The 24674-nt window shown below is 54.3% G+C and carries 22 protein-coding genes; 16 read left to right on the forward strand and 6 right to left on the reverse strand.

Features of this window, described 5'->3' with window-relative positions; genetic code table 11:
- The first annotated feature begins 142 nt into the window (after positions 1-142).
- Genes HOJ95_11950 through HOJ95_11960 form a run of 3 tightly spaced genes read left to right on the forward strand, consistent with a single transcriptional unit; the run spans position 143 to position 2974 of the window.
- A complete protein-coding gene (locus tag HOJ95_11950) occupies positions 143-889 on the forward strand; it encodes a methyltransferase domain-containing protein (GenBank protein MBT6395413.1) in 747 nt (248 codons plus the stop codon).
- Positions 778-2121, forward strand: coding sequence for a tRNA epoxyqueuosine(34) reductase QueG (gene queG, locus HOJ95_11955; protein MBT6395414.1), 1344 nt, complete (start codon positions 778-780; stop codon positions 2119-2121). The genes HOJ95_11950 and queG overlap by 112 nt, the downstream gene beginning before the upstream one ends.
- A gap of 49 nt (positions 2122-2170) precedes the next feature.
- On the forward strand, positions 2171-2974 hold the full coding sequence (locus tag HOJ95_11960) for an alpha/beta fold hydrolase (protein ID MBT6395415.1): 804 nt from the start codon (positions 2171-2173) through the stop codon (positions 2972-2974).
- Positions 2975-2989: 15 nt separating this feature from the next.
- On the opposite strand, the gene HOJ95_11965 is transcribed toward HOJ95_11960, so the two are convergent.
- The gene (locus tag HOJ95_11965; protein MBT6395416.1) at positions 2990-3766 is read right to left on the reverse strand and encodes an inositol monophosphatase; all 777 of its coding nucleotides are present in this window, start codon (positions 3764-3766) and stop codon (positions 2990-2992) included.
- A gap of 216 nt (positions 3767-3982) precedes the next feature.
- Between HOJ95_11965 and HOJ95_11970 the strand changes: the two genes are divergently transcribed.
- The 8 genes from HOJ95_11970 (at position 3983) to HOJ95_12005 (ending at position 11266) form a co-directional block, all read left to right on the forward strand.
- Complete coding sequence (locus tag HOJ95_11970; protein MBT6395417.1) at positions 3983-4750, forward strand: GntR family transcriptional regulator; 768 nt, start codon at positions 3983-3985, stop codon at positions 4748-4750.
- Between the two features lie 18 nt (positions 4751-4768).
- Positions 4769-5215, forward strand: coding sequence for a heme-binding protein (locus HOJ95_11975; GenBank protein MBT6395418.1), 447 nt, complete (start codon positions 4769-4771; stop codon positions 5213-5215).
- A gap of 47 nt (positions 5216-5262) precedes the next feature.
- Entirely contained in the window at positions 5263-6192 is a 930-nt protein-coding gene (locus tag HOJ95_11980) for an MBL fold metallo-hydrolase (GenBank protein MBT6395419.1), read from the forward strand.
- Positions 6193-6357: 165 nt separating this feature from the next.
- Positions 6358-7335, forward strand: a complete 978-nt coding sequence (locus tag HOJ95_11985; GenBank protein MBT6395420.1) for a tripartite tricarboxylate transporter substrate binding protein — start codon at positions 6358-6360, stop codon at positions 7333-7335.
- A gap of 128 nt (positions 7336-7463) precedes the next feature.
- Positions 7464-7919 (forward strand): tripartite tricarboxylate transporter TctB family protein, encoded by a 456-nt coding sequence (locus tag HOJ95_11990; GenBank protein MBT6395421.1) that lies wholly within the window; start codon positions 7464-7466, stop codon positions 7917-7919.
- A 3-nt stretch (positions 7920-7922) separates the two neighbouring features.
- Complete coding sequence (locus HOJ95_11995) at positions 7923-9422, forward strand: C4-dicarboxylate ABC transporter permease (GenBank protein MBT6395422.1); 1500 nt, start codon at positions 7923-7925, stop codon at positions 9420-9422.
- 16 nt (positions 9423-9438) lie between these two features.
- Positions 9439-10446, forward strand: coding sequence for a Gfo/Idh/MocA family oxidoreductase (locus tag HOJ95_12000; protein ID MBT6395423.1), 1008 nt, complete (start codon positions 9439-9441; stop codon positions 10444-10446).
- 16 nt (positions 10447-10462) lie between these two features.
- Positions 10463-11266 carry an alpha/beta fold hydrolase gene (locus HOJ95_12005; GenBank protein ID MBT6395424.1) on the forward strand — a complete coding sequence of 268 codons (804 nt, stop codon included), beginning with the start codon at positions 10463-10465 and terminating at the stop codon, positions 11264-11266.
- Positions 11267-11385: 119 nt separating this feature from the next.
- On the opposite strand, the gene HOJ95_12010 is transcribed toward HOJ95_12005, so the two are convergent.
- The 4 genes from HOJ95_12010 to HOJ95_12025 form a co-directional block, all read right to left on the reverse strand.
- The gene (locus HOJ95_12010) at positions 11386-12423 is read right to left on the reverse strand and encodes an adenylate/guanylate cyclase domain-containing protein (GenBank protein ID MBT6395425.1); all 1038 of its coding nucleotides are present in this window, start codon (positions 12421-12423) and stop codon (positions 11386-11388) included.
- An 84-nt stretch (positions 12424-12507) separates the two neighbouring features.
- Positions 12508-15711, reverse strand: coding sequence for an efflux RND transporter permease subunit (locus HOJ95_12015; protein ID MBT6395426.1), 3204 nt, complete (start codon positions 15709-15711; stop codon positions 12508-12510).
- The gene (locus HOJ95_12020) at positions 15708-16310 is read right to left on the reverse strand and encodes a metal-dependent hydrolase (GenBank protein ID MBT6395427.1); all 603 of its coding nucleotides are present in this window, start codon (positions 16308-16310) and stop codon (positions 15708-15710) included. The genes HOJ95_12015 and HOJ95_12020 overlap by 4 nt, the downstream gene beginning before the upstream one ends.
- Positions 16311-16339: 29 nt before the next feature.
- Positions 16340-17677 (reverse strand): efflux RND transporter periplasmic adaptor subunit, encoded by a 1338-nt coding sequence (locus HOJ95_12025; GenBank protein ID MBT6395428.1) that lies wholly within the window; start codon positions 17675-17677, stop codon positions 16340-16342.
- A gap of 375 nt (positions 17678-18052) precedes the next feature.
- Here HOJ95_12025 and HOJ95_12030 point away from each other — a divergent pair, with 375 nt between their 5' ends.
- The 5 genes from HOJ95_12030 (at position 18053) to HOJ95_12050 (ending at position 23306) form a co-directional block, all read left to right on the forward strand.
- On the forward strand, positions 18053-19657 hold the full coding sequence (locus HOJ95_12030) for an FAD-dependent thymidylate synthase (protein MBT6395429.1): 1605 nt from the start codon (positions 18053-18055) through the stop codon (positions 19655-19657).
- A gap of 235 nt (positions 19658-19892) precedes the next feature.
- Positions 19893-20039 (forward strand): hypothetical protein, encoded by a 147-nt coding sequence (locus tag HOJ95_12035; GenBank protein MBT6395430.1) that lies wholly within the window; start codon positions 19893-19895, stop codon positions 20037-20039.
- 656 nt (positions 20040-20695) lie between these two features.
- The gene (locus HOJ95_12040; protein MBT6395431.1) at positions 20696-21283 is read left to right on the forward strand and encodes a hypothetical protein; all 588 of its coding nucleotides are present in this window, start codon (positions 20696-20698) and stop codon (positions 21281-21283) included.
- A gap of 137 nt (positions 21284-21420) precedes the next feature.
- Entirely contained in the window at positions 21421-21960 is a 540-nt protein-coding gene (locus HOJ95_12045; GenBank protein MBT6395432.1) for a TRAP transporter small permease subunit, read from the forward strand.
- Positions 21960-23306, forward strand: a complete 1347-nt coding sequence (locus HOJ95_12050) for a TRAP transporter large permease subunit (GenBank protein ID MBT6395433.1) — start codon at positions 21960-21962, stop codon at positions 23304-23306. The genes HOJ95_12045 and HOJ95_12050 overlap by 1 nt, the downstream gene beginning before the upstream one ends.
- 74 nt (positions 23307-23380) lie before the next feature.
- Here HOJ95_12050 and HOJ95_12055 read toward each other — a convergent pair whose 3' ends face one another.
- The gene (locus HOJ95_12055; protein ID MBT6395434.1) at positions 23381-24472 is read right to left on the reverse strand and encodes an ABC transporter substrate-binding protein; all 1092 of its coding nucleotides are present in this window, start codon (positions 24470-24472) and stop codon (positions 23381-23383) included.
- Positions 24473-24674: the final 202 nt, after the last annotated feature.

The raw sequence follows: 24674 nt of genomic DNA on the forward strand, positions 1-24674 counted from the left end.
AAAGCATTCATCCCGCTCCTGCCTTATAGCAAAACCTTCGTCTCTCTTGCCGATTCGATGTATGATGAATCTTCAAGCGCCCTCGGCATCGAGTGTGGGGCTTTTTATTTCATTGCACCATCACAGATGGAGCGTCATGAACATGGCGATCGCTGTCGGCGAGTGGACCACCGAAACTCAAAATCTCTCCTACCAGAGCGGGCTGGGACCCGGCATGCACGCCGGTATGGGAGAAACCTGGCTCACCGCCACAATGGAGACGCTTCCCCTCAGGGGAGGGCACCTGGATCTGGGCTGCGGCTCGGGGAGGATGACATTCGCCCTCAAGGAGCGCTGGTCGCCCGGCGGCTGGTCGATCGGCGCGGATCGAGACGAGTCTTCGATTACCAGGGCCATACATCGGGCCGATGAAGACAATCTATCGGGCGCAGAGTTCCATCATTTCAATGTTGAAAAAGAAAATTACGCCAAAATCCTCGCGGGTCGAGACCCAGACCTCATCACGGCTCATCTGTGCATGGGTCTAGAAATAGTAGAGCGAGCGGCAGCGGCTCTCCCGATTGGGGGAACTTTTGCTTGCGTGGCGCTCCATGCCGCCCTGTGGAGCGAGGCGGGCTTCACAAGCCGCTTTGCATTAACGGAGTCCGATGTCGAGTCCATGTTCAAACGCTTCGATCTCATCCCATCGTTTCTTCGCATCGAAAAACGAATCGTCGAGTTCAGCAGCGAGCATGAAGCCATCGAGAAGTATTTTCATAACGGCGAGGCGATCCCGGGATGGAAAAAAGATGGCCGCTGGGAAGCGGTGCGCCGCTACTTCACGGGAGGCGGCCATTCTCTTACAGTCGCCGCACAGCTGCAGTGTATCGCCAGAAAGACAGCCTCGTGAGCAGCCTGCCAATTTATTCCACTAGCGCGCTCCTGGACACCACCTCGCCCGCCGGCAAGGCAATGGCCGTCAAGGAACTCGCCCGGCGCCACGGGTTTGATCTCGCTTCCATCGCGTCCCCCGATCTTTCTGCGGCTCATGAACGATACCGAGAATGGCTCGCAAGGGGATTTGCCGGAGAAATGACTTACCTCGCCCGCAGGCCTGAGGTCCGCGAGGACCTGCGAAACGTATGGCCCGAAACGCGCTCAGCCCTAGTCGTGGCCATGCGCTACCGCCCTGAGGAAACCTGTGCTGAGTCTACCAACTCCAATCGTGAGCCCGCCGGAGAAATCGCCTGCTACGCCCATGGCGGTGACTACCACAAGTTCATAAAAAAACGTCTCATTCGCGTGCTCCGTGACTTAAAAGAAATTGATCCTTTATTTGAAGGCAGATCCTACGTGGACACCGGCCCGATTCTAGAGCGAGACCTGGCCGTTAACAGCGGCCTCGGCTGGGCTGGGAAAAATTCCTTGCTGCTGAGTCGCGAGCTGGGCAGTTATTTTTTCATCGGCACATTATTGTTGAACCAAACGTTGCCATTTGATCCGCCAATGGCACGTGAGCATTGTGGCACATGTTCCCAATGCATCGACGACTGCCCGACCGGCGCAATTGTCGCGCCGAACGTCGTCGATTCGAGACGATGCATCTCCTATCTCACAATAGAGCTTCGCGGCCCCATGCCAAGAGACCTTCGCCCGTTAGTGGGAAACCACATTTTTGGTTGTGACATCTGCCAGGCGGTTTGCCCCTGGAACGACGGCGCCCCCAAAGCGGTGGAGCCTCGCTTTGCCCCCCGAGCAGGGATGAGCACCCCGAACCTGCACGAGCTTATCTTGCTCGATGAAAAAGCGTTCAGAGAGCGATTCAAAGGAACCCCGGTCATGCGCGCCAGATACGGCGGTTTTTTGCGAAATGTGGCGGTGGCCATTGGAAACACGGGCACGGAAGCCTCTCTTTACCCGCTGGCTCGGGTGCTTCGACACACCGAGCCGCTGGCTCGCGGACATGCTGTCTGGGCACTCAGCCGAATAGGGGCTCGCTTCCGACTTGAAAGAATTCGGAGAATACTGGAAGCTCGTTTATATTCAGAAAGCGAAGAATGGGTTAGCGAGGAGATCGAACTTGCTCTCGGAGAGATGATATCCTCCTGGGATCCTGCCTCCTCGGGGGCGAACATCCAATAGCGAACTTACGTAAGTTCCGGACTGTGAAGCCGACAAAAAGGAAGAGACCATGAAGTCCATCCGCGCCAACAACATCAACATAGCCTATGAGGATTGCGGCAGCGGCCCGCCGCTTCTTTTGCTCCATGGTTTTTCGCTCGATCACTCCATGTGGTCAGCCCAGATGGAGGAACTACAGAGAAGCTACCGCCTAATCGTTCCCGATTTGCGCGGACTGGGAAAAACCGAGGACCCCATTCAGCCATTCTCCGTCGCCGACATGGCGGACGATGCTGCGGCGCTACTTGAGGCTATTGATATCCCGGCTGCGGCTGTAGCTGGTTTTTCTCTGGGTGGCTATATACTTGCCCAAATGCTAATCCGTCACCCGCTGAAAGTTCGCGCGGCAGCTTTCGTGAGCACCCAGGCTGGCGCCGACACCGCCGAGCGGGCCGAGGCACGCGTAAAAACCATGCGGTATGTAATCGACGAAGGCGCCAAAGCGTTTGCCGAGGCGTTTGTGCCCCAGCTGTTCTCGCCCACCTACGCCGCCGCGCACCCAGATGAGGTTGGGCAGACCTACGAAGTCATCTCCGGCCAGAGGCCAAACAGCATTGCGATGCTGCTCGACGCCATGCGCCAACGCGAGGACATGACGCCTTATCTCGATAAAATCAATCAACCCTGTGTGGTAATCGGTGGTGAGGGCGATGCACTAGTATCCTCTCTGGCAATGAGAAATCTTCAGGAAGGTTTATCCGACTGCAAGATCGAATTGATTGAAAGGGTGGGCCACATGTCCACCGTCGAGGCGCCAGACAAGGTATCGTTCGAGCTCGATCAACTCATGCAGCGCGCCGGCATGTGGATGTAATTCGGCACAGAACTGCTAATCCCCTGACCAGCTTACCTGCCCGCGAAGCCAATCGACCTGCCCGGATGCGGCAGCAACGACCGGCTCGGGCGACCTACGCCCGTCCGCAATCATGGCATAATCGATTTTTTCTCCCGACAGATAGCGAACCGCCCCTCCCACGCACTCAAGAATTAGATCTGCAGCAGCAATGTCATATGCACGTGTGGGCTCGGAGACTACGCCATATGCCGAGCCCGTCGCCGCATAGAGTAAATGGACGGCAATTGCCGCCACAGAGAGTCGCTTGCCCGGAAACCGGATGTCGAGCGCCTCGATTTCCGAGCAGGGGACAAATAGCGGGGTGTGATCACCGGGGGGCTCACCAGACAACAAGTCGAGCGGTGCGCCGTTTTTGTGTGCCGCCCCTCCCGAGACCGCCGAGTACATTTCGCCTAGAGCGGGGACATAGATCGCGCCGCCCACAACCCGCCCACCGAGCATCCGAGCCACCGACACCGCCCAAAAAGGGAGATTGCTCAGGTAGGCGAGCGTTCCATCGATAGGATCGACTGCCCACCAGCAGGTGTCATCTCCAATGGGATCGTCACCGCTCGCACCGCTCTCCTCGGCCAGGATGTACTCTCCTGGAAACTCCGCCTTGATACGGGAGAGAATTAGCCGCTCGGCGGCACGATCCGCCTCGGAGACGATGCTTGTCCCCTTGTGCTCGGTCTCGACCTTGCCGAAAAACCCAAGGGCCACCCCGCCAGCCTCACGCGCAACATCTTCAAGAAATGCTCGAAGCGCCATTAATTTTTCCTCTCCATCCAACCAAATAATCGCTCTAATTGTCTCTATAGCCTTTCAAGCAGGGGAGCCTCAACATAAGCTCCCCCCATCGGGGCTTCAGGTGGCAATATTTTGTCAACAGTTTCGAAGAAAACTGTTGACAGTTTCACGCCCCTTCCTTAGATTACCTCTATACCATCCAAGTGAAAAACAGGTAGTCCCAAAGAGGTAAAACATTTGTCCGTCACACAGAAAGATATACGTCGAGAGGCTAACCTGACCGAGCTTGCCTACCAATATTTAGAGAAGAGCATCCTCGATGTTCGCCTCGCTCCGGGTATGCGCGTTAGCGAGGCCGAGGTGGCCCGTTCGCTACAAATGAGCCGGGGGCCGGTGCGCGAGGCCCTTAGTAAACTCGAATCCGTAGGCCTTGTTACGCGAGAGGCAAACAGGGGAGCCCGTGTCACCGATTTTGATGAAAAAGAACTCGAGGACCTCGACGCACTAAGGAGCCACCTGCTCTCCATGGCAGGCCGTCTGGCCGCAGAGCGAGCACGGCCCGATCAGATCGATAAAATGAACGGAATCATCGAGAAAATGAGCGCTGTCATTGGCTCTGACGATTACTCTACCTACCCCGATCTAAATTCTCAATTCCACAATCTGCTCAACGAGATGAGCGGCAACGAAAAGCTCTCGGAAATGATAAATCAGATTTACCGCCAAATTAGCCGCTACCACCTTTTGGCCATGGTATATCGAGAAGGCCTGGAGGATTCCTTTAAAAGCCACAAACGAATTCTCGAGACAATTAAAGCGAGGGATGCGGCCTCCGCCGAGCGAGAACTAGCGGACCATGGTCGGCTTTCCTATCAGGTGCTTCTCTCGAATTTCAGCCGTATTCGTCAAGCCTTTCAGTCTAATGCCGCAAGACACATACAAAATGATCACTCTTCCGGCAGCGAGACAAAAAACGGCTCGTTGCCGAGTTCCATTACAAGTTAGTCAGGAGGAACAACGTCAATGCCGTTCGTACAAACAACACGCCTCTCCTCAAAGGGGGCGAGAATGATGATGGAGGCCGCTATTGGCAAGGCCGAGTCCTACGGCATCGCCGTCACAGTTGCTATCGTGGACGCCGGTGGCCATATGCTCAACCTAGAGCGTATGGACGGTGGTCGCTTCCACACCATCCATTCCTCGACGACCAAAGCCGTATGCTCTGCCTCCAACAAACGTCCCACGACAACAAAGGGCGCGCAGGCACAAGATCTCGACACCCTCCATGCCGTCGGGCTCTCACTCGCCGCAGGAGCCGAACGATGGACGGCAATGGAAGGGGGCTTTCCGATTATTTATGGCGGCGAGTGCGTTGGCGGCATCGGCATCAGCGGCGGTGATTGGGAGCAGGACCAGGCAATCGCCCAGTCGGCTATCGATGCTGTAGGTGCGGGCACTTCGATTGATTAACGGTTTGACTGATTCAAAAGAGTTATTTTTCTTTGGAGATGAAATTCATGGCACGCCTTGTTAAAGCGCTTCCAGGCCCGGCTCGCACGAATGGTTTCGTGAATACGACTCCTGGGATTTTTGCTGCAATCAATTTAAGCGGAGGCAAAGGAACCACACTTGCCGGAAGAGCCCTCGACAAAAGAGGTGGAGGGGGCGACACGAATTTCGGCGTCATCTTGACCAAAGATAAACCTGTCATTATTGATAATGATATTCGGGTCAGAAAAGAGTTCACCTCCGGGCTGAAAAAGATTACCCGAAAGTCACCGGGACTCATGCTCCATACCCACCACAATTTCGATCACACCTCGGATAACGCCTATTTTCATAAACAAGGAACCATATCCTTCGGAACCGATATTGTTCGCCGGGAGATGGAGCGGGAATTCAACGCGGGCATCTGGGTCAGTCAGATGGCTGGCCGCCTTCTCAAGGTAGAGCATTTTGACGGCAAGATCGGAATCGAAACTCCGAGAGTCACCTTCGATGACGAGATAACCATCCGCTACGGTGGCCGTACGTTCCAGATGATCTCCATCGGACACTGCCACACGAAATCTGACACCGTAATCTGGATGCCCGAGGAAAAGGTGCTGTTCGCAGGTGACGCCTTCACCTATCGCACCCAGCCGGTGGTTCGAATCGGAAACATATTAAATTGGATAGACACGCTCGACCGGCTAAAAAAGTTTCCCGCGCGCCAAATTATTCCGGGGCACGGCCCGATTCCACCCAGGGGAAATAAATGCCTCGATGAATTTAAAATCTACCTCACAAGGCTGCGAGATCGCACCGCGCGGGCACTCAAAAAAACTGGGACACCAGTAAAAGCCGCCAAACTTGTTCGGATGGATGAGTACAGGAACTGGTTCCGTGCACCACTCGTATATGTGAACGCCCTCAAGATGGCCAAAGAGCTGAAGGGGAAAATCTAACTGAGAGTGCAAAACATTTTCGATGCGCTTACCGATCGTGAATCAATCGGCTCTCATTCCGACTAATTTGTGTAGCAAGGGGGTCCGCTTTTCGGACAAAATATTTTTTTGATCTTGAATGTGCCAATGCACATTCGGAAAATGTAACCTAACAGGAGGTTCTCCATGAAAAAATTATTTGTGTATGGCGTAGGCGTGTTCTTCGTGTTCGCGCTCATGGGACACATGAACCCGGCTCAGGCCGCCTATCCGACAAAAGCAATTCAGTTCATCATTCCCTTTGGCGCAGGTGGTGGCGCTGATATCGAAGGGCGCTTGCTCTCGAAGGAGATGAGCAAAATCCTCGGGGTGCCTGTCGTACCAATCAACAAGCCTGGCGCGGGTGGCGCGGTAACTTTCACCTATGTGAAGAACTCAAAGCCCGACGGACACACCATTGCATGGACATCCACCTCGATCCTGACGACCACCAACATCGGGAACGTGCCCTTCAAGTGGAACGCTCTGGACCACATTGGCCGCGTGGAGATTCAGCCTCTGCCCTTCACGGTGAAGGCATCCTCTAAATGGAAGACATTCAAGGACTTCGTCACAGACTGCAAGAAAAATCCCAATACGCTAAAAGTAGCTCTTCCCAGCATCGGATCGAGCACCCATGTTTCGGCCGCTACACTTCTGGGCCAGGCGGGATGCAAGGCGATCATTCTTCCCACGGGCATTAAGCGTCGCAACTCGTCTCTGCTGAGCGGCGAATCAGACGCGATGGACGCCCCGCTGACGGGAACCATCCGGCTAGCCAAGGCTGGGAAATTTCGCATTCTCGTCATCCCCGGCTCAAAACGCAATTCTGTGATTCCCAATGTTCCGACGATGAAAGATCTTGGCTACAACTATCCGCCCGTCGATTTTTTCCGGGGCCTGGCTGTCGCCAAAGGAACGCCTCACCTGATTAAGGCAAAGATCGCTGATGCCATGATGCGCGCAGCGCGTTCAAACGCATTCACCAAATTCGCCAAGAAGAAAGGCTTCACCGTTGCCCCGCTGGGCCCGGTCGGCATGAAGGAATACCTGACCGCCCAAAACAAAGTCGTCGAGGCTTCGATGAGAAAACTGGGGCTTTATCAGTCCAAGCGTAAAAAATAACAAGGAAAACCAAAGACATATCGGGCCGCCCCGGCAAGTGTCCGGGGTGGCCCTGTTTTTCAATTAATAGCTTCGCTGAAACATTTTGAATAAATTATTTATGGCGAAGTCGGTCGGCGGGGAAAAGTATGCGCGCGAAAAATATCGGCGCCTCCATATTTATGATGGCCTTCGCGGTGCTGTACGGATACCTCACTACCGGTCTCCCCGAGCGCACGCTTCCAAACACGCCGGGCCCGCCATTCATGCCCTGGATTTTGACAATCTGCTTGTTTGCCATATCGGCTATCTGGTTTTTTAATAGCCTAAAAATCAGCTCCGACTTAAAAGAGCTTGTCGAGAAAAAAGAACACCTGCTCTTTCCCGCAGCCGCGCTCGGCATGTTTTTATTTTTCCTGGTGGCGCTCCCATACCTCGGCTTTTTATTAGGCGGGATTCCTTTTTTTGCCGGGCTGATGCTGGCCTCGGGAGAGAGAAGACCTTTGTGGATTATTGTCTTTTCGATTGCGATACCTGTTTTCATTTTCTTTTTATTCCGTGAAGGATTCATGATAATCCTTCCCCCGGGCGAGTGGTTGGACTAAATTATGAACGCTGATATCTATCAAGGTTTCCTCCAGGCCATTCAGTTAACTAGTCTTCTGGGAACCGCTGTCGGTGCATTTCTTGGACTCACGGTCGGTATGATCCCCGGCATGACAATCAGCGCTGGCATCATCATCGTGTTGCCGTTGACTTTCGTGCTACCCCCTGCCATCTCGATCTCCCTACTACTCGGTCTTTATTCCGGCGGCATGATGGGCGGAAGTTTCTCGGCAATTCTTCTGAACATTCCGGGAACCCCTTCGGCCTCGGCCACTGCGATGGACGGCCACCCGATGGCAAGACGGGGCGAGGCGGGGCGCGCCCTGGGCGCCGCCATAATCGCGAGTTTCGTTGGTGGATTGTTCAGCTTCATCTGCCTTTATTTCATCGCTCCGAGCCTCGCTGAGCTGGCGCTGCAGTTTCGAGCACCGGATCTTTTTGGCCTCGTTTTTTTCGGGCTGACCGTCATATGCAGCTTCGCCGCCAAATCCATCGTCAAGGGACTTCTCTCGGGTCTGATCGGGCTCATCCTTGTTACCATCGGGCTGGACCCCATCATGGGAAACCCCCGTTTCACATTCGGGGACCCTGATTTGCTCTCGGGGATTCATTTTCTAACCGCCATGATCGGGCTCTTTGCCATTCCGCAGCTCGCAGACAATCTTCTCGACATCGTAAAAAGAGGGGCCTCGTTTCATGCCGAATCAAGTTTTGGCAGAGTGCTGCCCAGCCTTGCTGACCTGAAATTAATGCGCTTGCCAATTGCAATCGGGGCCTGCATAGGCACCTTTATTGGCATTCTCCCCGGCGCGGGTGGACCCATCGCCGCATTTATCAGCTATGACTACGCCAAGAAATCTTGCGAGAACGGTAGCGCATTCGGCAGCGGCACCATCGAGGGCGTTGCCGCGCCCGAGGCGGCCAACAACGCGGTAACCGGAGGCGCGCTTATCCCGATGATGACGCTTGGTATCCCCGGCGATCCGGTGACAGCGATTCTCATCGGTGCGCTCTTGGTCCACGGCCTCGCCCCGGGGCCCCTGCTTTTTATGGAGCAGGCCGATTTCGCCTACACCATAATCTTCTCGTTCTTTTGGGCGAACGTCTTCACTTTCATCATCGCCCTATCGAGCCTGCGCTTGCTGGTCAAGGTGCTCGAAACACCGAAATCTATACTGCTGCCAACGATAGCCCTCCTATGTGTTGTCGGAAGCTATGCGCTTCGTAATTCATTTTTCGATGTCTACGTCATGTTCTTTTTCGGCCTGTTGGGGCTCTCGATGAAGTGGCTCAAAATTCCGGTTGTGCCGCTGCTCCTTGCGCTTGTGCTGGGCAAACAGCTTGAGGAGCATTTAAGAGTTTCCCTGACCTCATCAAAGGGCGATGTGACGATTTTCTTCACTTCGCCTTTCAGTGTATTTTTCCTGTGTCTTTCGGTCCTATCGATTGCATGGCCGTTCATATCGGAATGGCGAAAACGAAAAGCCGCAGCCGCTTCATAATCAAGGAGAGAGTAAATTGAGTTCAAACCCGGTTCGCGTTGCATCCCTCGGCATGGGGTGGTGGTCTGACGTTTTGGCCGACGCGATTCAAAAGTCGAATGAAATTGAAATTGTCAGCTGCTTTACCCGCTCGAATGACAAAAAAGCGGCCTTCGCCGACAAGTACGGGTGCAAGCAGGCGGCGAGCTACGAGGAAATCCTGGCCGACCCGTCAATTGAAGGCGTTATCAACACCACACCGAACCACGTCCACGTCGAAACAACGCGGGAAGCCGCCGAGGCAGGCAAACATATATTTCTCGACAAACCTATTGCCAACTCGATTGCCGACGGCAAAGAAATCGCCCGCATCCAAAAAGACTCGGGCGTCGTGATCGCCATTGGCTACCAGCGCCGCCGGGAAAATCAATTTCAGTGGGTTAAAAAAGAAATCAACGAGGGCCGGTTCGGTAAACTCGTCCAGGCCGAGGCCAACATCAGCCGCGACCGGGAGGGGCAATTTGACCTCTCTTCCTGGCGCTATACAGCCGAAGGGATGCCGGGCGGCGTCATGCTTCAGATCGGGATTCACTATGTGGATGTTCTCGAATTTCTCATGGGCCCCGTCAAAGCCGTTTCCGCGCGAACGGCGCAGCTTGTTCTTCCGGGCGACAACCCCGATGTGGCGAATCTCCTGATGGAGCACGAAAACGGCGCACAGTCGATACTCTCGGCCAGCTACGCCTCGGCGTCCGAGTATTATCTGATGAACATCTACGGAAAAGAATCGACGGCCTACTTCGATCTGTTCGAGGGGCTTCGCTGCCTGCGGCGGGGAGAGAAAAAACCCGAAAAAGTCTCGTTCGAGAAAAATGACACCATCAGGGAAGAGCTTGAAGAGTTCGCGAGTTGTATTCGAAATGGCGGGGAGCCCGAGGTAGGCCCCATGCGCGCCACAGAATCGCTTGCGGTGATCATGGCGGGCATAAAGTCAGCCGCCGAGGGCCGCCGTGTCGAGATAGCCGAAATTATGGACGCCAAATAGCCAGGAGATAAAACGAATGCCCCGAATCAAGGCTGGAGAGATACACCTTAATTACACGGACACGGGCGAGGGAGAGCCGTTTCTTCTCATCCCGGGCTTAATGGGTCTCTTGAACGCCTGGGATTTCCAGGTCCCCCATTTTTCGAAAAACTATCGGTGCATCACCTTCGACCACCGGGGCACGGGCGAGAGCGATAAGCCTGAGAACGCCTACTCGACAGACTACATCGCAAGGGATGCAATTGCGCTTCTCGACACGCTGGGAATAGAAAAAGCCCACGTTGCTGGAACCTCCACCGGGGGCTGCGTCCTTCAAAATCTCGCGCTCGATTATCCGGATCGCCTCAAGTGTTGCATCTTCACGAACACCTGGACCAAGGCGGACCCCTACATGACTCGCCTTCAGACCTCGCGCAAGCAAATTGCCCAGGCCTACGGCACCGAGGAATATATTAAATTCAGCTCGCTGTGGACCTGCGGGGCGACCCAGTTTCACAACATGTACGAAAACCTTTTGGAGCTCGAAGAGCGCCAAAAAGCGACCATCGCGCCCGTTGAGGTGCTCGTCGCCCGGATCGATATGACACTCAACCACGACAGGAAAGATGAGCTAACGGAAATCAAAAAACCCTCGCTCATCATCGCCGCCAAGGACGACGCCCTCACCCCGCCCTATTTTGCGCAAGAGCTACAAGGATATATCGAGGGGTCAGAACTCGTCGTGCTAGAAGAGGGCGGCCACTACAGCTACCGTCGAAGCCATGAAGAGTGGAACGCGGCGGCCGAGGCGTTCCTCAACAAAAACAAAGGCAAGATTTAAACCCCCACCTGCCGGGAATTTTTGAAATCTCTCCCCAAAAAAACAAAAACCCCCGCGCCCAAATGAATGAGCACGGGGGCAACGATCTACATTCTCTTACTTTTCTTTTTGTAATGTATTTAGATATCAGTGCGATCCACGGCGCAGAGCTTCAGCGCCTCAGCCTTTCCGTGCAACGACACATCCCCTAGCTCAACAACGGTGTACTCCGGTCCGAGAGAGAGACGCTCTATGAGTTCCGCCGATACCAGCAGTTTTTGACCGAGCTGATTACAGAGCGCCTGGATTCGCGCCGTTGTGTTGAGCACATCCCCGTTGTAGACGATATCGCTCTTAAGCTCGCCGATTTGAGCCGTGATAACCTCTCCAGTGTGAACGCCAGCCTTGAACTCGGGCACGACTCCGTAGGTTTGAAGAAAATGATCCCGATGGGCGTGGATTTGTTCTTCAATGAGGAAGAACACCCGAATACAGTTCGCCTCCTCCAGTCCGTTCCCCACCTTCCAGGTCAAGACGACTTCGTCGCCCACGTATTGGAATATCTCCGCATCGGTTTCCAGAATCGGCTCGGACATCTCCGCGAAGTAACGATGAAGGAAGCCGAAGTAGTGTTCTGCTGCCATCTTGTCTGCCAGCGTAGTGGAACCCTTCAGGTCCAGGAACATGAAAATCCGGGACTCCCGCCGGGGGCGGTGGTAGCGTCCGGTTACGTACCCCAATAGCAGGCCAGGCCCAAGCAACCGGTCAAGATTAATGAAGAAGAGAAGAAAAGTAATCACAACGAGCCCTTCAACTATCCCAATGAGGGTCTCGCCTTGGAAGATGGCCTGGCCATATGCCTGCCAGGTGATCCCATCTACAAATACGTCCAAGAGATTGAGAACGGCAAACGTCAGGTACATGACCCCAACAAGAATAAGTGCTTTTACCGCCAAATGAACAAGAAAAGGAAGGTCCTTCAGCCAAGACTTAAACAAGAAGAGCTCGGCCACACCAACCGCGAACCCTGCCCCAAAGCCCATGGCAAACGAGCCCGGTTCAAGACCGTATCCGTGAGCGAATCGAAGAACTACAGAGAATGGAATTGTAGCCAGGCCGAGCTTCGCCGACGTCAGCAGCCTTCGGCTTGTATAAGCATTCATCGCCAAGACATGCATTTATCTGATCTCATATAACGTCCTGGTGGTTTAATATCCCGGTGAATCAGTGAATGTGAGAAAATCAGAGGGCTTCGCCGAGTTCTACGGGCGGTTCTCGGGGAAGGTCTGCCCGACCGATGCACCACTGGCGGCGCCGGTGCCCCAGGAAGCCTCGCCAGAATGTCCGTTTTCCCCGCCCCGCAGGCCGGTGTTGAATCTTGCGGGCATGATCTTTTCCTGAAAATCTACCCACAACGAAAAAATCACGGGAATGAGAATCAGCGTGAAGATGGTGGAGGTGGCCAGCCCGCCGAGCACCGCCGCGCCCAGGCCGCGATAAAGCTCGCTTCCTGAGCCCGAGGAGACAACCAGCGGCAACATGCCGAGAACCGTGGTGGTCATCGTCATGAATATCGGGCGCATGCGATCTCGGACGCTTTCAAGAATGGCCGTGCGCATCTCCATCCCCGAGCGGAAATGGTTGAGCGCCTGATGGACCAAAAGAATGGCGTTGTTCACGACAATGCCGGTGAGGATAATGAACCCGAGCATGACGAGCGTGTCCATCTTGATCGAGGGCTCGATGTAGTTCATTAAACTGACCGCAAGAACACCACCCGTTGAGGCGAGCGGGACCGAGAACATGATTATGAGGGGATAGCTCCAGGCCTCAAAAAGCGCGGCCATGAGCAGATAAGTAATAACGAGGGCGAGGAGGAAAGACCATTTAAGCGCATTCCATGTGCGCTCAAGGTCTTTTGCCCGGCCGCCCACCTCGACAGAATAGCCAAGCGGCAGCTTGGCCCGGATGGGATCGATAACCTCACGCCTCATGCGCTCAATAGCAATTTGAAGGGGTAGCTCATCCGCAAGGTTCACCGTGAGCGTCACAGAGCGATAGCGGTCGATGTGTTCGATTTTCGTCGGGCCCAGCGCTTGTCTGATCTCGGCGATTTCGCTTAGTTGAACGGACCTGCCGTCGGGGGTGTAGAGGGTGATCTGTGAGAGTTCCTGTGTTCGGGTGAACCTCGTCTGGGAGCCCCTAAGCACGATATCGAGCTCTTTGCCCTGATCGCGGAAAAGCCCAGCCCGTGTTCCGTTCACCAATGTTTCGACGATGTCGCCCAACTCTGTGACCGAGAGTCCTAAGTCTGCCGCTTTTTCGCGGTCCACGTGAATCTGAAGCTCGGGATTCCCTAAGTCAAAACTACTATTGGCAAATCGCACACCGGGAAGGCGGCGGGCCTTTTCGGCTACCTCACCGGCGATTCGCTGTATCTCCTCAAGGCTGTCGCCCGTGACATCCACGTTCAGGTTGATTCCTCCGATGAAGCCCGAGCCCCGTCGCCGGAAAAGGGATACCTGCGTAACAAAAGCACGGATGCCGGGGATTCCCTGCACCAACCCGAATAATTTTTTGGTGAGCTTCCTCATGGAATCTTTGTCCGAGTACTCCGCCTTGGCGAGAAGGCCCATCAAAGGGTTCGTCGGGCGCACCACGGCGAAGAAGCGATCAAGCTCCTTGACGCGAGTAAGGCGACCCTCAAGCTCGCTCATGATTTTGTCCATCTGATCGATGTTGAGCCCCGGGGGCGTCCTCAGGAAGACGAACATCAGGTTCCGGTTTCCCTTCGGCAGGTAGTCAATCGGCGGGAAAAAATACCAAGCCAGAAACACCGAAGTCACCGTAATCGAAACGGCGATGAGAACGCGGAACACCACCCCGCGCATCAAGGTTTCGATCAGCCGCACAAACCATTCCCTGAACCAACTCCCCAGGGCATACACACCCGTCAGAGAAATAAGACGCGACAACGGAGACTCCGTATCGGTGCGGCGAAGCATGCGCGAGCTCAACATCGGCACCACCGTTACCGACACGATCAGGGACAGCCCCACCGCCACACTGATGGCGATGGCAATATCCCGGAAGAGCTGGCCCGATTCGTCCTCCACGAATATGACGGGCAAAAATACCGCCAGCGTCGTGAGCGTTGAGGCCAGCACCGCGCCCCACACCTCGACACCGCCGTCCACCGCCGCCTGCCAGCGGTCCTTGCCCATCTCCCGGTGGCGGAAGATGTTCTCCAAAACAACAATGGAGTTGTCCACCACCATGCCGACCGCGAAGGCGAGCCCGGCCAGCGAGATGATGTTGATCGATCGGCCCAGCATAAAAATAAAAATAAAAGTCGATATCACAGCAACAGGTATCGCCACCGCGACCACCACCACGCTCGACATGCTCCCGAGGAAAAGAAGCAGCACACCGATGGCCAGCGCCCCGCCGATGAAAATATTATTGACGACGAGACCGCGGGATTGAAGAATGTAATCCGTCTCGTCATAGACTTGGCGAAGCTTAATGTCCCGTCCCTGGTAGCTCCGGTTAATCTCCTTGATTGTTTCTTTCAGCTTCGTCATGACCTCCAGCGTGTTGGCGCCCGTGCGGCGCCGGATGCTGAAGGCGATGGTGGGCTTGGCCGAAACGCGCACGCGCCGGGTCACGTCTTCATAATCGAATTCGACCTTGGCGATATCGCGGAGATAAACCGCGCCGCCCGGCTGACGGGCGACAATAGTGTTGAGCAACTGCTCCAGCTGGGTGAAATTCCCCACCGTCCGGACGACATAACGGCGCTTGCCCTCGTCGATTTTTCCACCCTTGGTGTTCTGGTTTTCCCTAATCAGCACCTCGCGCAGCGTCTTCACCGTGATGCCCCGCGCGTTCATGGCCTCGTAGTCCAGGGTGATGCGAACCTCGCGGTCCTCGCCGCCGAACATGAACACCGCCCCGACGCCCGGCACGCGCTCAAGTTTCGGGCGAATCACATCGTCTCCGACGACACGAACCTCGTTGATGGGACGTTTCGTATCCACAACTATCCAGGCGATGGAATCCTCTGCATCGGAGTTCACTGCGCGGATGGTCGAGCGGTCGGCGTCGTCCGGCAGGTTGCGCACCAACCCCATTTTTTCGGAAACATCGAGGCGGGCGATATCCTTATCTGTTCCCCAATCAAACTCAAGAATGACCCGGGAGCGGCCCTCCTCACTGCGAGAGGTCATCTCGGTCAATCCCTCAACCGAGGTAAGCTTTTGCTCGACTGGCTCTGAAACCTCTTCTTCAACCTCAAGCGGAGCGGCACCATCGTATCTGGTCTCAACGGTAATTACGGGCCGGTCAATTGTGGGCTTCATCTGTACCGGAATACGCAACAAACTAATCGCGCCGAACATTACCGCAAGAATGACGCCGACCATCGTCGTCACGGGATACTTCACGCACCAACCCGGAATGTTCATCCGTTCACTCCTTGATTTTCCGACGACTTCCGGAGAAGAGACGCATCGCCCGGCACAGAGTTGCGGGCCCTGCCATGAACCATATCAAACCACCAGCGGCTTACTGGGTCAGAGAGCTTGGGGTCGCGCCGCCGCCAAGCGATATAAGCAACATATCCGGCCAGTGCTACAAGAGACACCAACCGCCCTGCTTCCGGCACAAGAGATACCCAGACGGCCACCACAATCACACCCAACGTCAGAGGGCCATCAGCCCATGAAACTGCCGGAAACCGGGTGCGCTCCCAACCAAACGGGGAGGTCAGGGCAACCCCTGAGCGATTAAAAAGATCGCTCACCGTATGGCCCAGCGCGGCGAGCAGCCATAGCCAGGCCGCATGCCAAAAATTCCAACCCAACAGAAAAAGAAACCCACCCGCGATGGTTGCACTAATTAACAACCCGGCATAACCGTGGGTGAGGGAGCGATGATAATTTTGATAACAAGGCCTGCCCGCAACCAGAAGAGCGGCGTCCCAATCAGGTGAAGTGCCCGCCACGGCGCAGAGCACAAGCTCTGCCCCCGTCGCATCCCCGCCCAACGCCAGGGCACCTACCATTACGCCAGCTCCCGCGTGAAAAACCCCGTTCATCCTTGGCTGCCTTTTTTCTTGCCGCCAGCAGCAGGTTTACCCGAGCCGGGCTTACCCGCACCGGGCCTGCCACCTCGGCGTCCTCCTTTTCCTCTTAGGCTGACAGCCATTCCGTTGCGGAGCTTTTCATTTCCCTGAACCACCACCTTCATCCCGGGCTTGACCAACCCGCCAGGAACCTCGACGAGAGAATCGACATTGCGGCCCGGCAAAAATGAAACTTCCCGGACTTTTCCTTTTTCAAAAATAAAAATCGACACACCCCTCGGGCGTATCAAAAGAGCATCCTTCGGCACCAGAACGGCCTGCTTTGAGTCGCCATACTCAAGAATTATCCGGGCGAACATACCGGTCTTGATCTCATAATTTTTCGTATTGTCGAGTTCGACTTCCACCGGAAAAGTTCGGCTTTTTGTGTCTCCCTTGGGGATGATTCGAGCAATTAACCCCGTAAACACACGCCCGGGAATCGCATCGAGCTTCACCCGTGCCGAATCTCCGACAATCACATAGGATATCTGGCGCTCGGACACAGGGGCGCGGACAAGTAGCTTCCTCGTTTCCACCACCTCGCCAACCTGCCCGCCTTTAGCCACCCATTGCCCCACCTCTACTAATTTTTCGGTCAGGAACCCGGAAAGTGGCGAGCGGATTACGGCTTTTCGTAATTTATCCTGAATGAACGCGACCTTTGCCCGCATGCGCGCCACCTCGGCATTCGCCCTGGCGACCTCCTCTTTGCGGGGCCCAATTTCGGAAATACGCAGATTACTCTGCTCTTCAATGTACTTACTTTTGCTTACCTGAAGTTTCGCCACCGCCTGGTCGTAGCTCGCTTTATCCAGGATCTTTTTACGGTAAAGGTCCTCGACCCGCTTAAACCCAAGCTCGTCCCGGTCGAGTTCGGCTTTGCGCTCCTTGAGCCGCGAGCGGTAGACCTGTATCTCCTCGGGCCTGCTTCCACTTTTCAGCCGCAGATAATCCTGCCGGGCCTTGGCCAGCTCTGCCTTTTCAATTCGAAGGTCGATTTCAAGATCTGATCTCTCGAGCGCCGCAATTACGGTCTTTCCGGCCACAACGGGATCACCCTCGCGAAGGGGAACAGATTTGACGCGCCCCTCTATCTCGCTGCTCACCCTTGATTTCCGGTAGGGATCGACGGTACCGACCACAGTGAGCTGGCTACGGACACCTCGTTCAATCACCTTTTTAACGGAAACGACCGGGGGGCGTCTTTTTCTGCCCCTCCCGCCGGGGGCAGCCAGAGCATCCACCGCAAATAAAGAGACAAGTGACGTCAGTACCACCAGGAACCTAAACTTTCGAAAATTCAAGAAATCACCCATCCTTTAGGGGCATATCCACCCTATGATCAGAAAAAACTATCGAAAACAACGCATTCCGTGTACCAAGGAAAAACGGGTGCTATCTTCCCAAACGCCCCTAAAATTCGCAACCAAAAAGAGCCGATTCAACAGGAAAGCCCCCCCCTAAAAGACAAATGGCCGCCCAGCTTCCCTTCCTGGCATTTGGTTTAATAACAACATTTTATGATATTTAATTCTGCCGCATAGAGCGAACTTTCTGATTTTCGCAATATAGATCTTGAGTCATCCTCGCCTAGGCCGCATAATGGCTTATCGGTTATCTTCCGAATACACGCCCCCACCCAGTTTCACCGTTGCCGCCTTCGAAGGTTTTTTTATTCCATGCGGATTGTTCTTGCCGGTCATAATGTCGATGTCGAAGTCCTCCGAGAATTTAGAAATAATTTTCTTGAGCCCGTTGCAAAAGAATGGACACGTGAGGGGCTCTGTAAATTAAGCAAAGAGGCGCTTGAGAAAAAAGCCAGCGCGCTGGGAAAGCAAGCGGCAGAGCTGCTCGCCCAGGACAATTTAACCCCCGAGACGATAAGCGCCGCCTATGCGCGAATCAGCCGCGATGCCCGGCCTGTAGATGAGCTTCGAGCCATAGCCCGGACCGAAGTGGAAAAAGCCCGCAAGAGCAACGACAGAATTATATTCGGATTCGGGCACAGCTCTGTCGCCGAGCATGCCGCTTTCAACATCGATGTTATCGGGGTGAGCCGATACGCCGTCGAGGAGATTCAAAAATTTCGCCTGCTCGCCTTCACCGAAAAAAGCCAGCGCTACATCCTGCTTGAAGATGACTTCGTCGTTCCCGAGGAAATCAAAAAGAGTGGGCTTGAGAACCTGTTTACATCCACTATCAAATCGCAAAATGCTTGTTATCATCGCCTCTTTGAAAAACTTCGGCCCTGGGTTTTCGAGCAGAACGCAGAGCTCGCTGTATCGAAGAAAAACCACGGCACCCTTGAGGGATGGGCAAAAGAGGACGCGCGCTACATCGTCTCCCTTGCGACCGAGGCCCAGATGGGCATGACCATCAGCGCCCGAAACCTTGAGCACGTGATTTCTCGCTGCGCCTCAAATCCCGTCGCTGAGGTTCGCGAATACGGAGAAAAACTTTTCGCGGCCATCAAGGACGTGGCGCCCTCGCTCGTGAAATACACCGATGCGAGCGAATACAACGTCAAGACAAGACAGGCGCTCGACAGCTCTGCAGAGGAAGTGTTTGCCGAGCTGGGCCACCTTTCGCCCTCGCCGCCAGCACATACAGAAAGAGATGTATCCCTGGTAGACGCGACACCGGAGGCAGATATTCTCCTCGCAACTGCGCTGCTTCACTCGGCCTCCTCGCGCACGATTGAAGAGTGCCGCTCGGCGGCGCGCGCGATGGGCGAGGAGGAGCGGACCAGGTTCATCGCCGAGACTTTCCGCCACATGAAAGGGCACGACTCGGTGCTCAGAGAATTTGAGAACGTCCGGTGCGTTTTCGAGATTACCTTGTCGGCGGCCTGCTTCGGCCAACTCAAGCGGCACCGCATGGCCACGATGAACACCCAACCCTACGACCCCGCGCTGGGCGTAACGACGCCCTTGGCCATTACCGCCGCCGGCGCCGAGGGGGATTTCATGGGTGTCGTTGAAGAAACGAACGCCGCTTTTAACAAAATCGCGGAGCGGGCGCCGCTGGCCGCGCCCTATGTTCTCACAAACGCCCACCGGCGACGGGTGCTTTTCACCGCGAACGCCCGGGAGCTTTATCACATCTCGCGCCTGCGGGAGGACCCGCATGCGCAGTGGGACGTCCGCGAAATTTCGGCGTCCATGCTCCGGCTGGCGAAAAAAGAAATGCCCGCCACCATGCAGTTCGCCGTCGGCAAGCATCTGGTCGAGGAAACGCATGAGCGGCTATTTCCGGACATACCCCGGGAAGTCGCCGCCACGTAAATATAAATACCCCTGCCGCCCCCCCCCCGCCGTACCACAGTTGGCATTTTCAAAACCCGCAATATCTCACCTCAAGTTTTCGGCTCTTGAATATACGCTCCGGCACGGGCCGGCCTTTTTGTCATATTGGCGCGGGAGAAAGGAGAACTTTCTGCGCTTCCATTTCGTCTGATATGTCATGAGGGCACGAATTGACGATTGCCCTCCTGGTTGCCGCTAAATGGGAGTGTTTGAAATGTACCTGGATTTTGCGTTACTCGGGTTGGTTGTCGTTTCGTTTTCCGTGGCGTTTTATTTCGTCAAGTGGGGCGGGGATTCGAACACCCACGTAGACAGTTCAGATTCGTGGAGATTTACCGATCTGGGCGGGGGAGGCGTGTGAACCGCATCGCGCTCAATAATGCGCCTACCGGGCGCTGCGGTCATATGTGCCCTTTTCTCCCCCAACATTCCAGATAATTTACTTTTATAAACGCGCCAAAATCAGCAGGATCCGACCTTTTTGTCATTTTGACGCGGAGGCGGGAGAGAATTTTGCCGCCAAACTTTGGTTCTAGTTTGTACGAGGGGATAAGTTGACAGCAGCTCTTTTAATGCCGCCAATTGAAGGAGCCTTTTATGTACTGGGATTTTATCTTGCTAGGTTTGGCGATTCTCTCCTTTTTGGTCACATTTTATTTCGTGAGGTGGGGCGGGGATTCAAATATTCACATGGATAATTCAGATTCCTGGATATTCACAGAACTGGGCGGGGGGGTCTGATTTCTCTACCCACTTAGGCATCGCCGCCGAGTGGGGCGTTGCATGGCAATTCAAAAATAACAGGCCTGCGCTCAAGCGGCTTGAGGCCGCCCCTGGGTAATGCGCCCGGGCCTCCCGCCGGGGTTAAATTCGAAAGTCCATATCAGCTCCTATCGATATCTGAATAAAATACAATTACTTACAATCAAACGGTCAGCTTTGTTAGAATGCACCTCCTGGGGAGTTCAAGCTTCCCTGTTAGACTGCGCCTAACTCAATGGAGGCAGGGGAGAGAGCGTGTACTTAAGATTCCTGGGCGATTGGAATTTTCTCAACTGGTGGTGGTGGAAACCAATCATCGAGCCCATCGTAGGGCTTCTGTGGTTTTTATCGTTCATTGCGGTCGGGGCGATTATCTACGCATACATCAGCAGTCAAACCCGGATGCGCGACTACCGGGAAATGGTTCTGACCCCCGATGAGAGAGACTTCGATCTGCCCGACGATGAGGCGGAATATGGCGCATATATGGACCAATATTTCCCCGATGTTTTTGAGGATGAAATCCTCGAGATGGAAGAAATCCTCGACACCGTTATTCGCGAGGACATCCATCCCGAAATGGCGCAGGAGATAGAGCAAAGAGGCATCCCGGTTCATCTGATGGCCTTGCCCGCACCCGGCGTGGTGAAAGACGTTGGGAGCATTCCGCTGGCCGTATGGATTCCCGCGATGGGGGCAATAGAAATTTATGCCGCGCCAATGAAAATGCATTGTGGCGGAGATAGAAGCGCCTACCGGGTATATATGGGAAACCTGCTTCTTCATGAGATGGCCCACGCCCTGGGGCTGGATGAGCCAAAAATAAAGGATTTTGGGGTTTAACGAGCCCCCTAGGATTACGACGGTCAACTCATGCTCAGCAAATACTTGTTTTGGAAATAATGTGTTTTACATATTTTTGATATGCTCCTGTTTCATTGAATCGTTAATCTAGGACTCTTATCGATGCGGAAAGTTCGATGACTTGCCTAGGGAAATTTTCCATTTTTATCGACGCTCTTAATGAGCGGGTAGGCCGAGCTACCTCCTATTGTACCTTCTTCATGGTCATCATTACGGTGATCGATGTTCTTCTGCGCTACCTTTTCAGGGCCGGTTCAGTCGGCGTACAAGAACTTGAATGGCATCTTTTCGGATTCGTTTTTCTGCTCGGAGCCGCCTACACACTACTTAAAGACGAACACGTTCGGGTGGATATTTTTTACGCCCGAAGGAACAAGCGGGGGCGAGCCTGGGTAAACCTTATCGGCTCGATAATTTTCTGTTTGCCGGTAAGCTTCGTCATCATATGGACCTCACTCCCCTTTGTCTTGAGTTCGTGGCAATTCCTGGAGGGCTCGCCTGATCCGGGAGGGCTACCCGCTCGCTACATTCTAAAATCGGCAATTCCCGTTGGATTTTTCCTCGTCGCCCTCCAGAGTATCTCGATCGCCATCAAATCCCTGGAAGTAATTCTAACCGTGGAACAGACGGATAAAACCATAGCGAGCGCCGACTAATGGAAGATCAGATTGCCTTTTATCTTCCCCTGTTAATGTTCGGGACACTTCTTCCGCTTCTCATGCTGGGATTTCCGGTGGCCTTCACGCTCGGGGCCGTAGGCCTTCTTTTCGGGTTAATCGGAGCCGGAATGGAACTGCTCTCCTGGAGCGATTTCAATTTCCTGCCGCTTCGTATTTGGGGAATCGCTACTAATTTCACCCTGCTCGCCGTCCCCCTATTCGTGTTCATGGGGGTGATGCTTGAAAGAAGCGGCTTGGCCGAGGATTTACTCGAAACGACAGGCCTTGTATTCGGCAAGATTCGGGGTGGCCTCGCCATGTCGGTCGTGGTGGTCGGCATGCTCCTCGCCGCCTCGACGGGCATCGTCGGCGCCACGGTCGTAACGATGGGGATTCTCGCACTTCCCACCATGCTCCGCCGTGGATATTCACCCGAAGTCGCCACGGGCACGATTGCGGCTTCGGGAACTTTGGGCCAAATCATCCCCCCTTCGATTATCCTGGTTCTCCTCGGGGATATTATGGACGTTCCCATCGGCTCGATGTTCGTCGGTGCGGTTATACCGGGGCTTGTTCTCGTCGCCTTCTATCTTCTCTGGATCGGGGGAGTCGCATGGCTAAGGCCGGATCTCGCTCCGGCAATTCCCGCAGAGGAAAGGGACAGCGTCAGCTCCTCAGAACTGAGGCAACGAGTATTTCGTGCACTGCTCCCCCCACTGTTGTTAATTGTGCTCGTGCTAGGGAGTATTTTTGGCGGCGTCGCATCTCCCACGGAAGCGGCCGCCATGGGCTCATTCGGCGCCATTATTCTCACCTTAACCAGCGGAAAATTTACGGTTCAGATTCTTCGCGAGGTCATGCTCTCGGCACTGACGATAACCTGCATGGTATTCGTAATTCTGGTGGGGGCCACTTTCTTTGGGTTGGTATTTCGTCTTTTGGGTGGAGATGAAATTGTATCGGACATCATAAAATCGATTCCCTATGGACAAAACGGCGTACTGATTGTGGTCATGGCGTTGTTTTTTGTTTTAGGTTTCGTTCTGGATTTCATAGAAATCACTTTCATTATCGTGCCTATCATGAAACCAATCGTGAAAGAACTTGCGATTGATCCGCTCTGGTTCTCTATACTGATTGCGATAAATCTCCAGACTTCCTTTCTCACACCGCCATTCGGATTTTCCTTGTTCTACCTGAAGGGAGTCGTGCCACCGAACGTCACAACAATGCACATCTACCGAGGGGTAGCGCCGTTCGTGGTCATCCAGATTATCGGTCTGATTGTGGCTTTTATCTTCCCCGAAACAGTCACTTGGCTTCCCAAGGCCATCGGTTGGTAGGCCCCCGCTTAATAGAAACGAAAAAAGCCCCCTCCAAGGAGGGGGCTTTCCCGTAATAAAATCTTTTTAACGCATTACGCTCCCACTACCGCTCGAGCAGAGAGATAGGCCGCATCTGCAATTTTCGCGACACCATCAACGTTCTTCTGGAAAGTTTGGTAATCCTTGAGCACCTTGGCACTCGCTTTGTCCTTGCCCGAAAGGTCAGCATACACATCCTGAGACGCTTTATAGAACCCCTTCAGAAGCTCATCGGACCAGCGGCGGAGTTTAACACCATGCTTGGTTACCAGTTCATTAAGCGCCGAGCCATTGGCTGAATCAAAACGCCCCAGCGTCCAAAGATTTGCCTCGGCTGCTGCAACACGCAGAGCAACCTGATAATCCTTGGGCAGCTTTTCATGTGCTTTGATGTTGACCGGCATTTCGAGAACCGTTCCTGGCTCATGCCAACCAGGGTAATAGTAGAACTTAGCCGCCTGATGAAGACCCTTCAATTTATCGTGGAAAGGACCTATCCATTCCGTGCCATCAATAGTGCCGCGCTCAAGCGCAGTAAACACCTCAACACCTGGAAGCAGGACCACGTTCGCTCCCATTCGGGCAATTGCCTTTCCGCCCAGACCCGGGATGCGCATTTTCAAGCCCTTGAACTGCGCCACCGTAGTAATCTCTTTTTTAAGCCAGCCGCCCATCTGGATTCCAGTGTTTCCTGCTGGTAAAGAAAAAATCCCGAAAGGCTTATAAACCTCATCCCAGAGTTTTTGGCCGTTGCCGTTAGTGAGCCAGGCGTTAACCTGCTGGGGATTCATCCCCCATGGAACGGCGGCAAAAAACTGCGCGGCCGGCACCTTGCCAGCCCAGTAGTAAGAAGCGCTGTGCCCCAGCTCGGCGGTACCTTTTGTGACGGCATCGAAAATCCCGAGAGCGGGAACAAGCTGACCTGCACCATAAATTTTAATCTGAAATTTACCGCTGGTAAGCTCTTTAACGCGGCGAGATATTAGCGCGGCGGCCTCGCCCACACCTGGCGCCCCAGGGCCCCATGTCGTTACCATCTTCCAGCGAACCCGTTTTTGTGCGTGCACCGCAGGCGGCGCAGAGGCATGGATAATACCCGCGACGCCAGCAAGACCTGCTCCTGTGATAAATTTTCTTCTGTCCATAGCGAACCTCTCCTTGTGAGTTGCGGCTCATTGCGTTCACGCCCGGTAAGGAGAAAACCCAATACTCCTCCCGGCTTCTTGGGTAAAACTAATTTCTATTAAGGTGAATAAGAATAGTATCAATCCCACACAGGGGAGGACAAGCAAAATATATTGGGGTAAATCGCCTTTAAATCAGCGATTTTAAAACGGCCAAACACAT

The organism is Nitrospinaceae bacterium (assembly GCA_018669005.1).
Lineage (GTDB): Bacteria > UBA8248 > UBA8248 > UBA8248 > UBA8248 > UBA8248.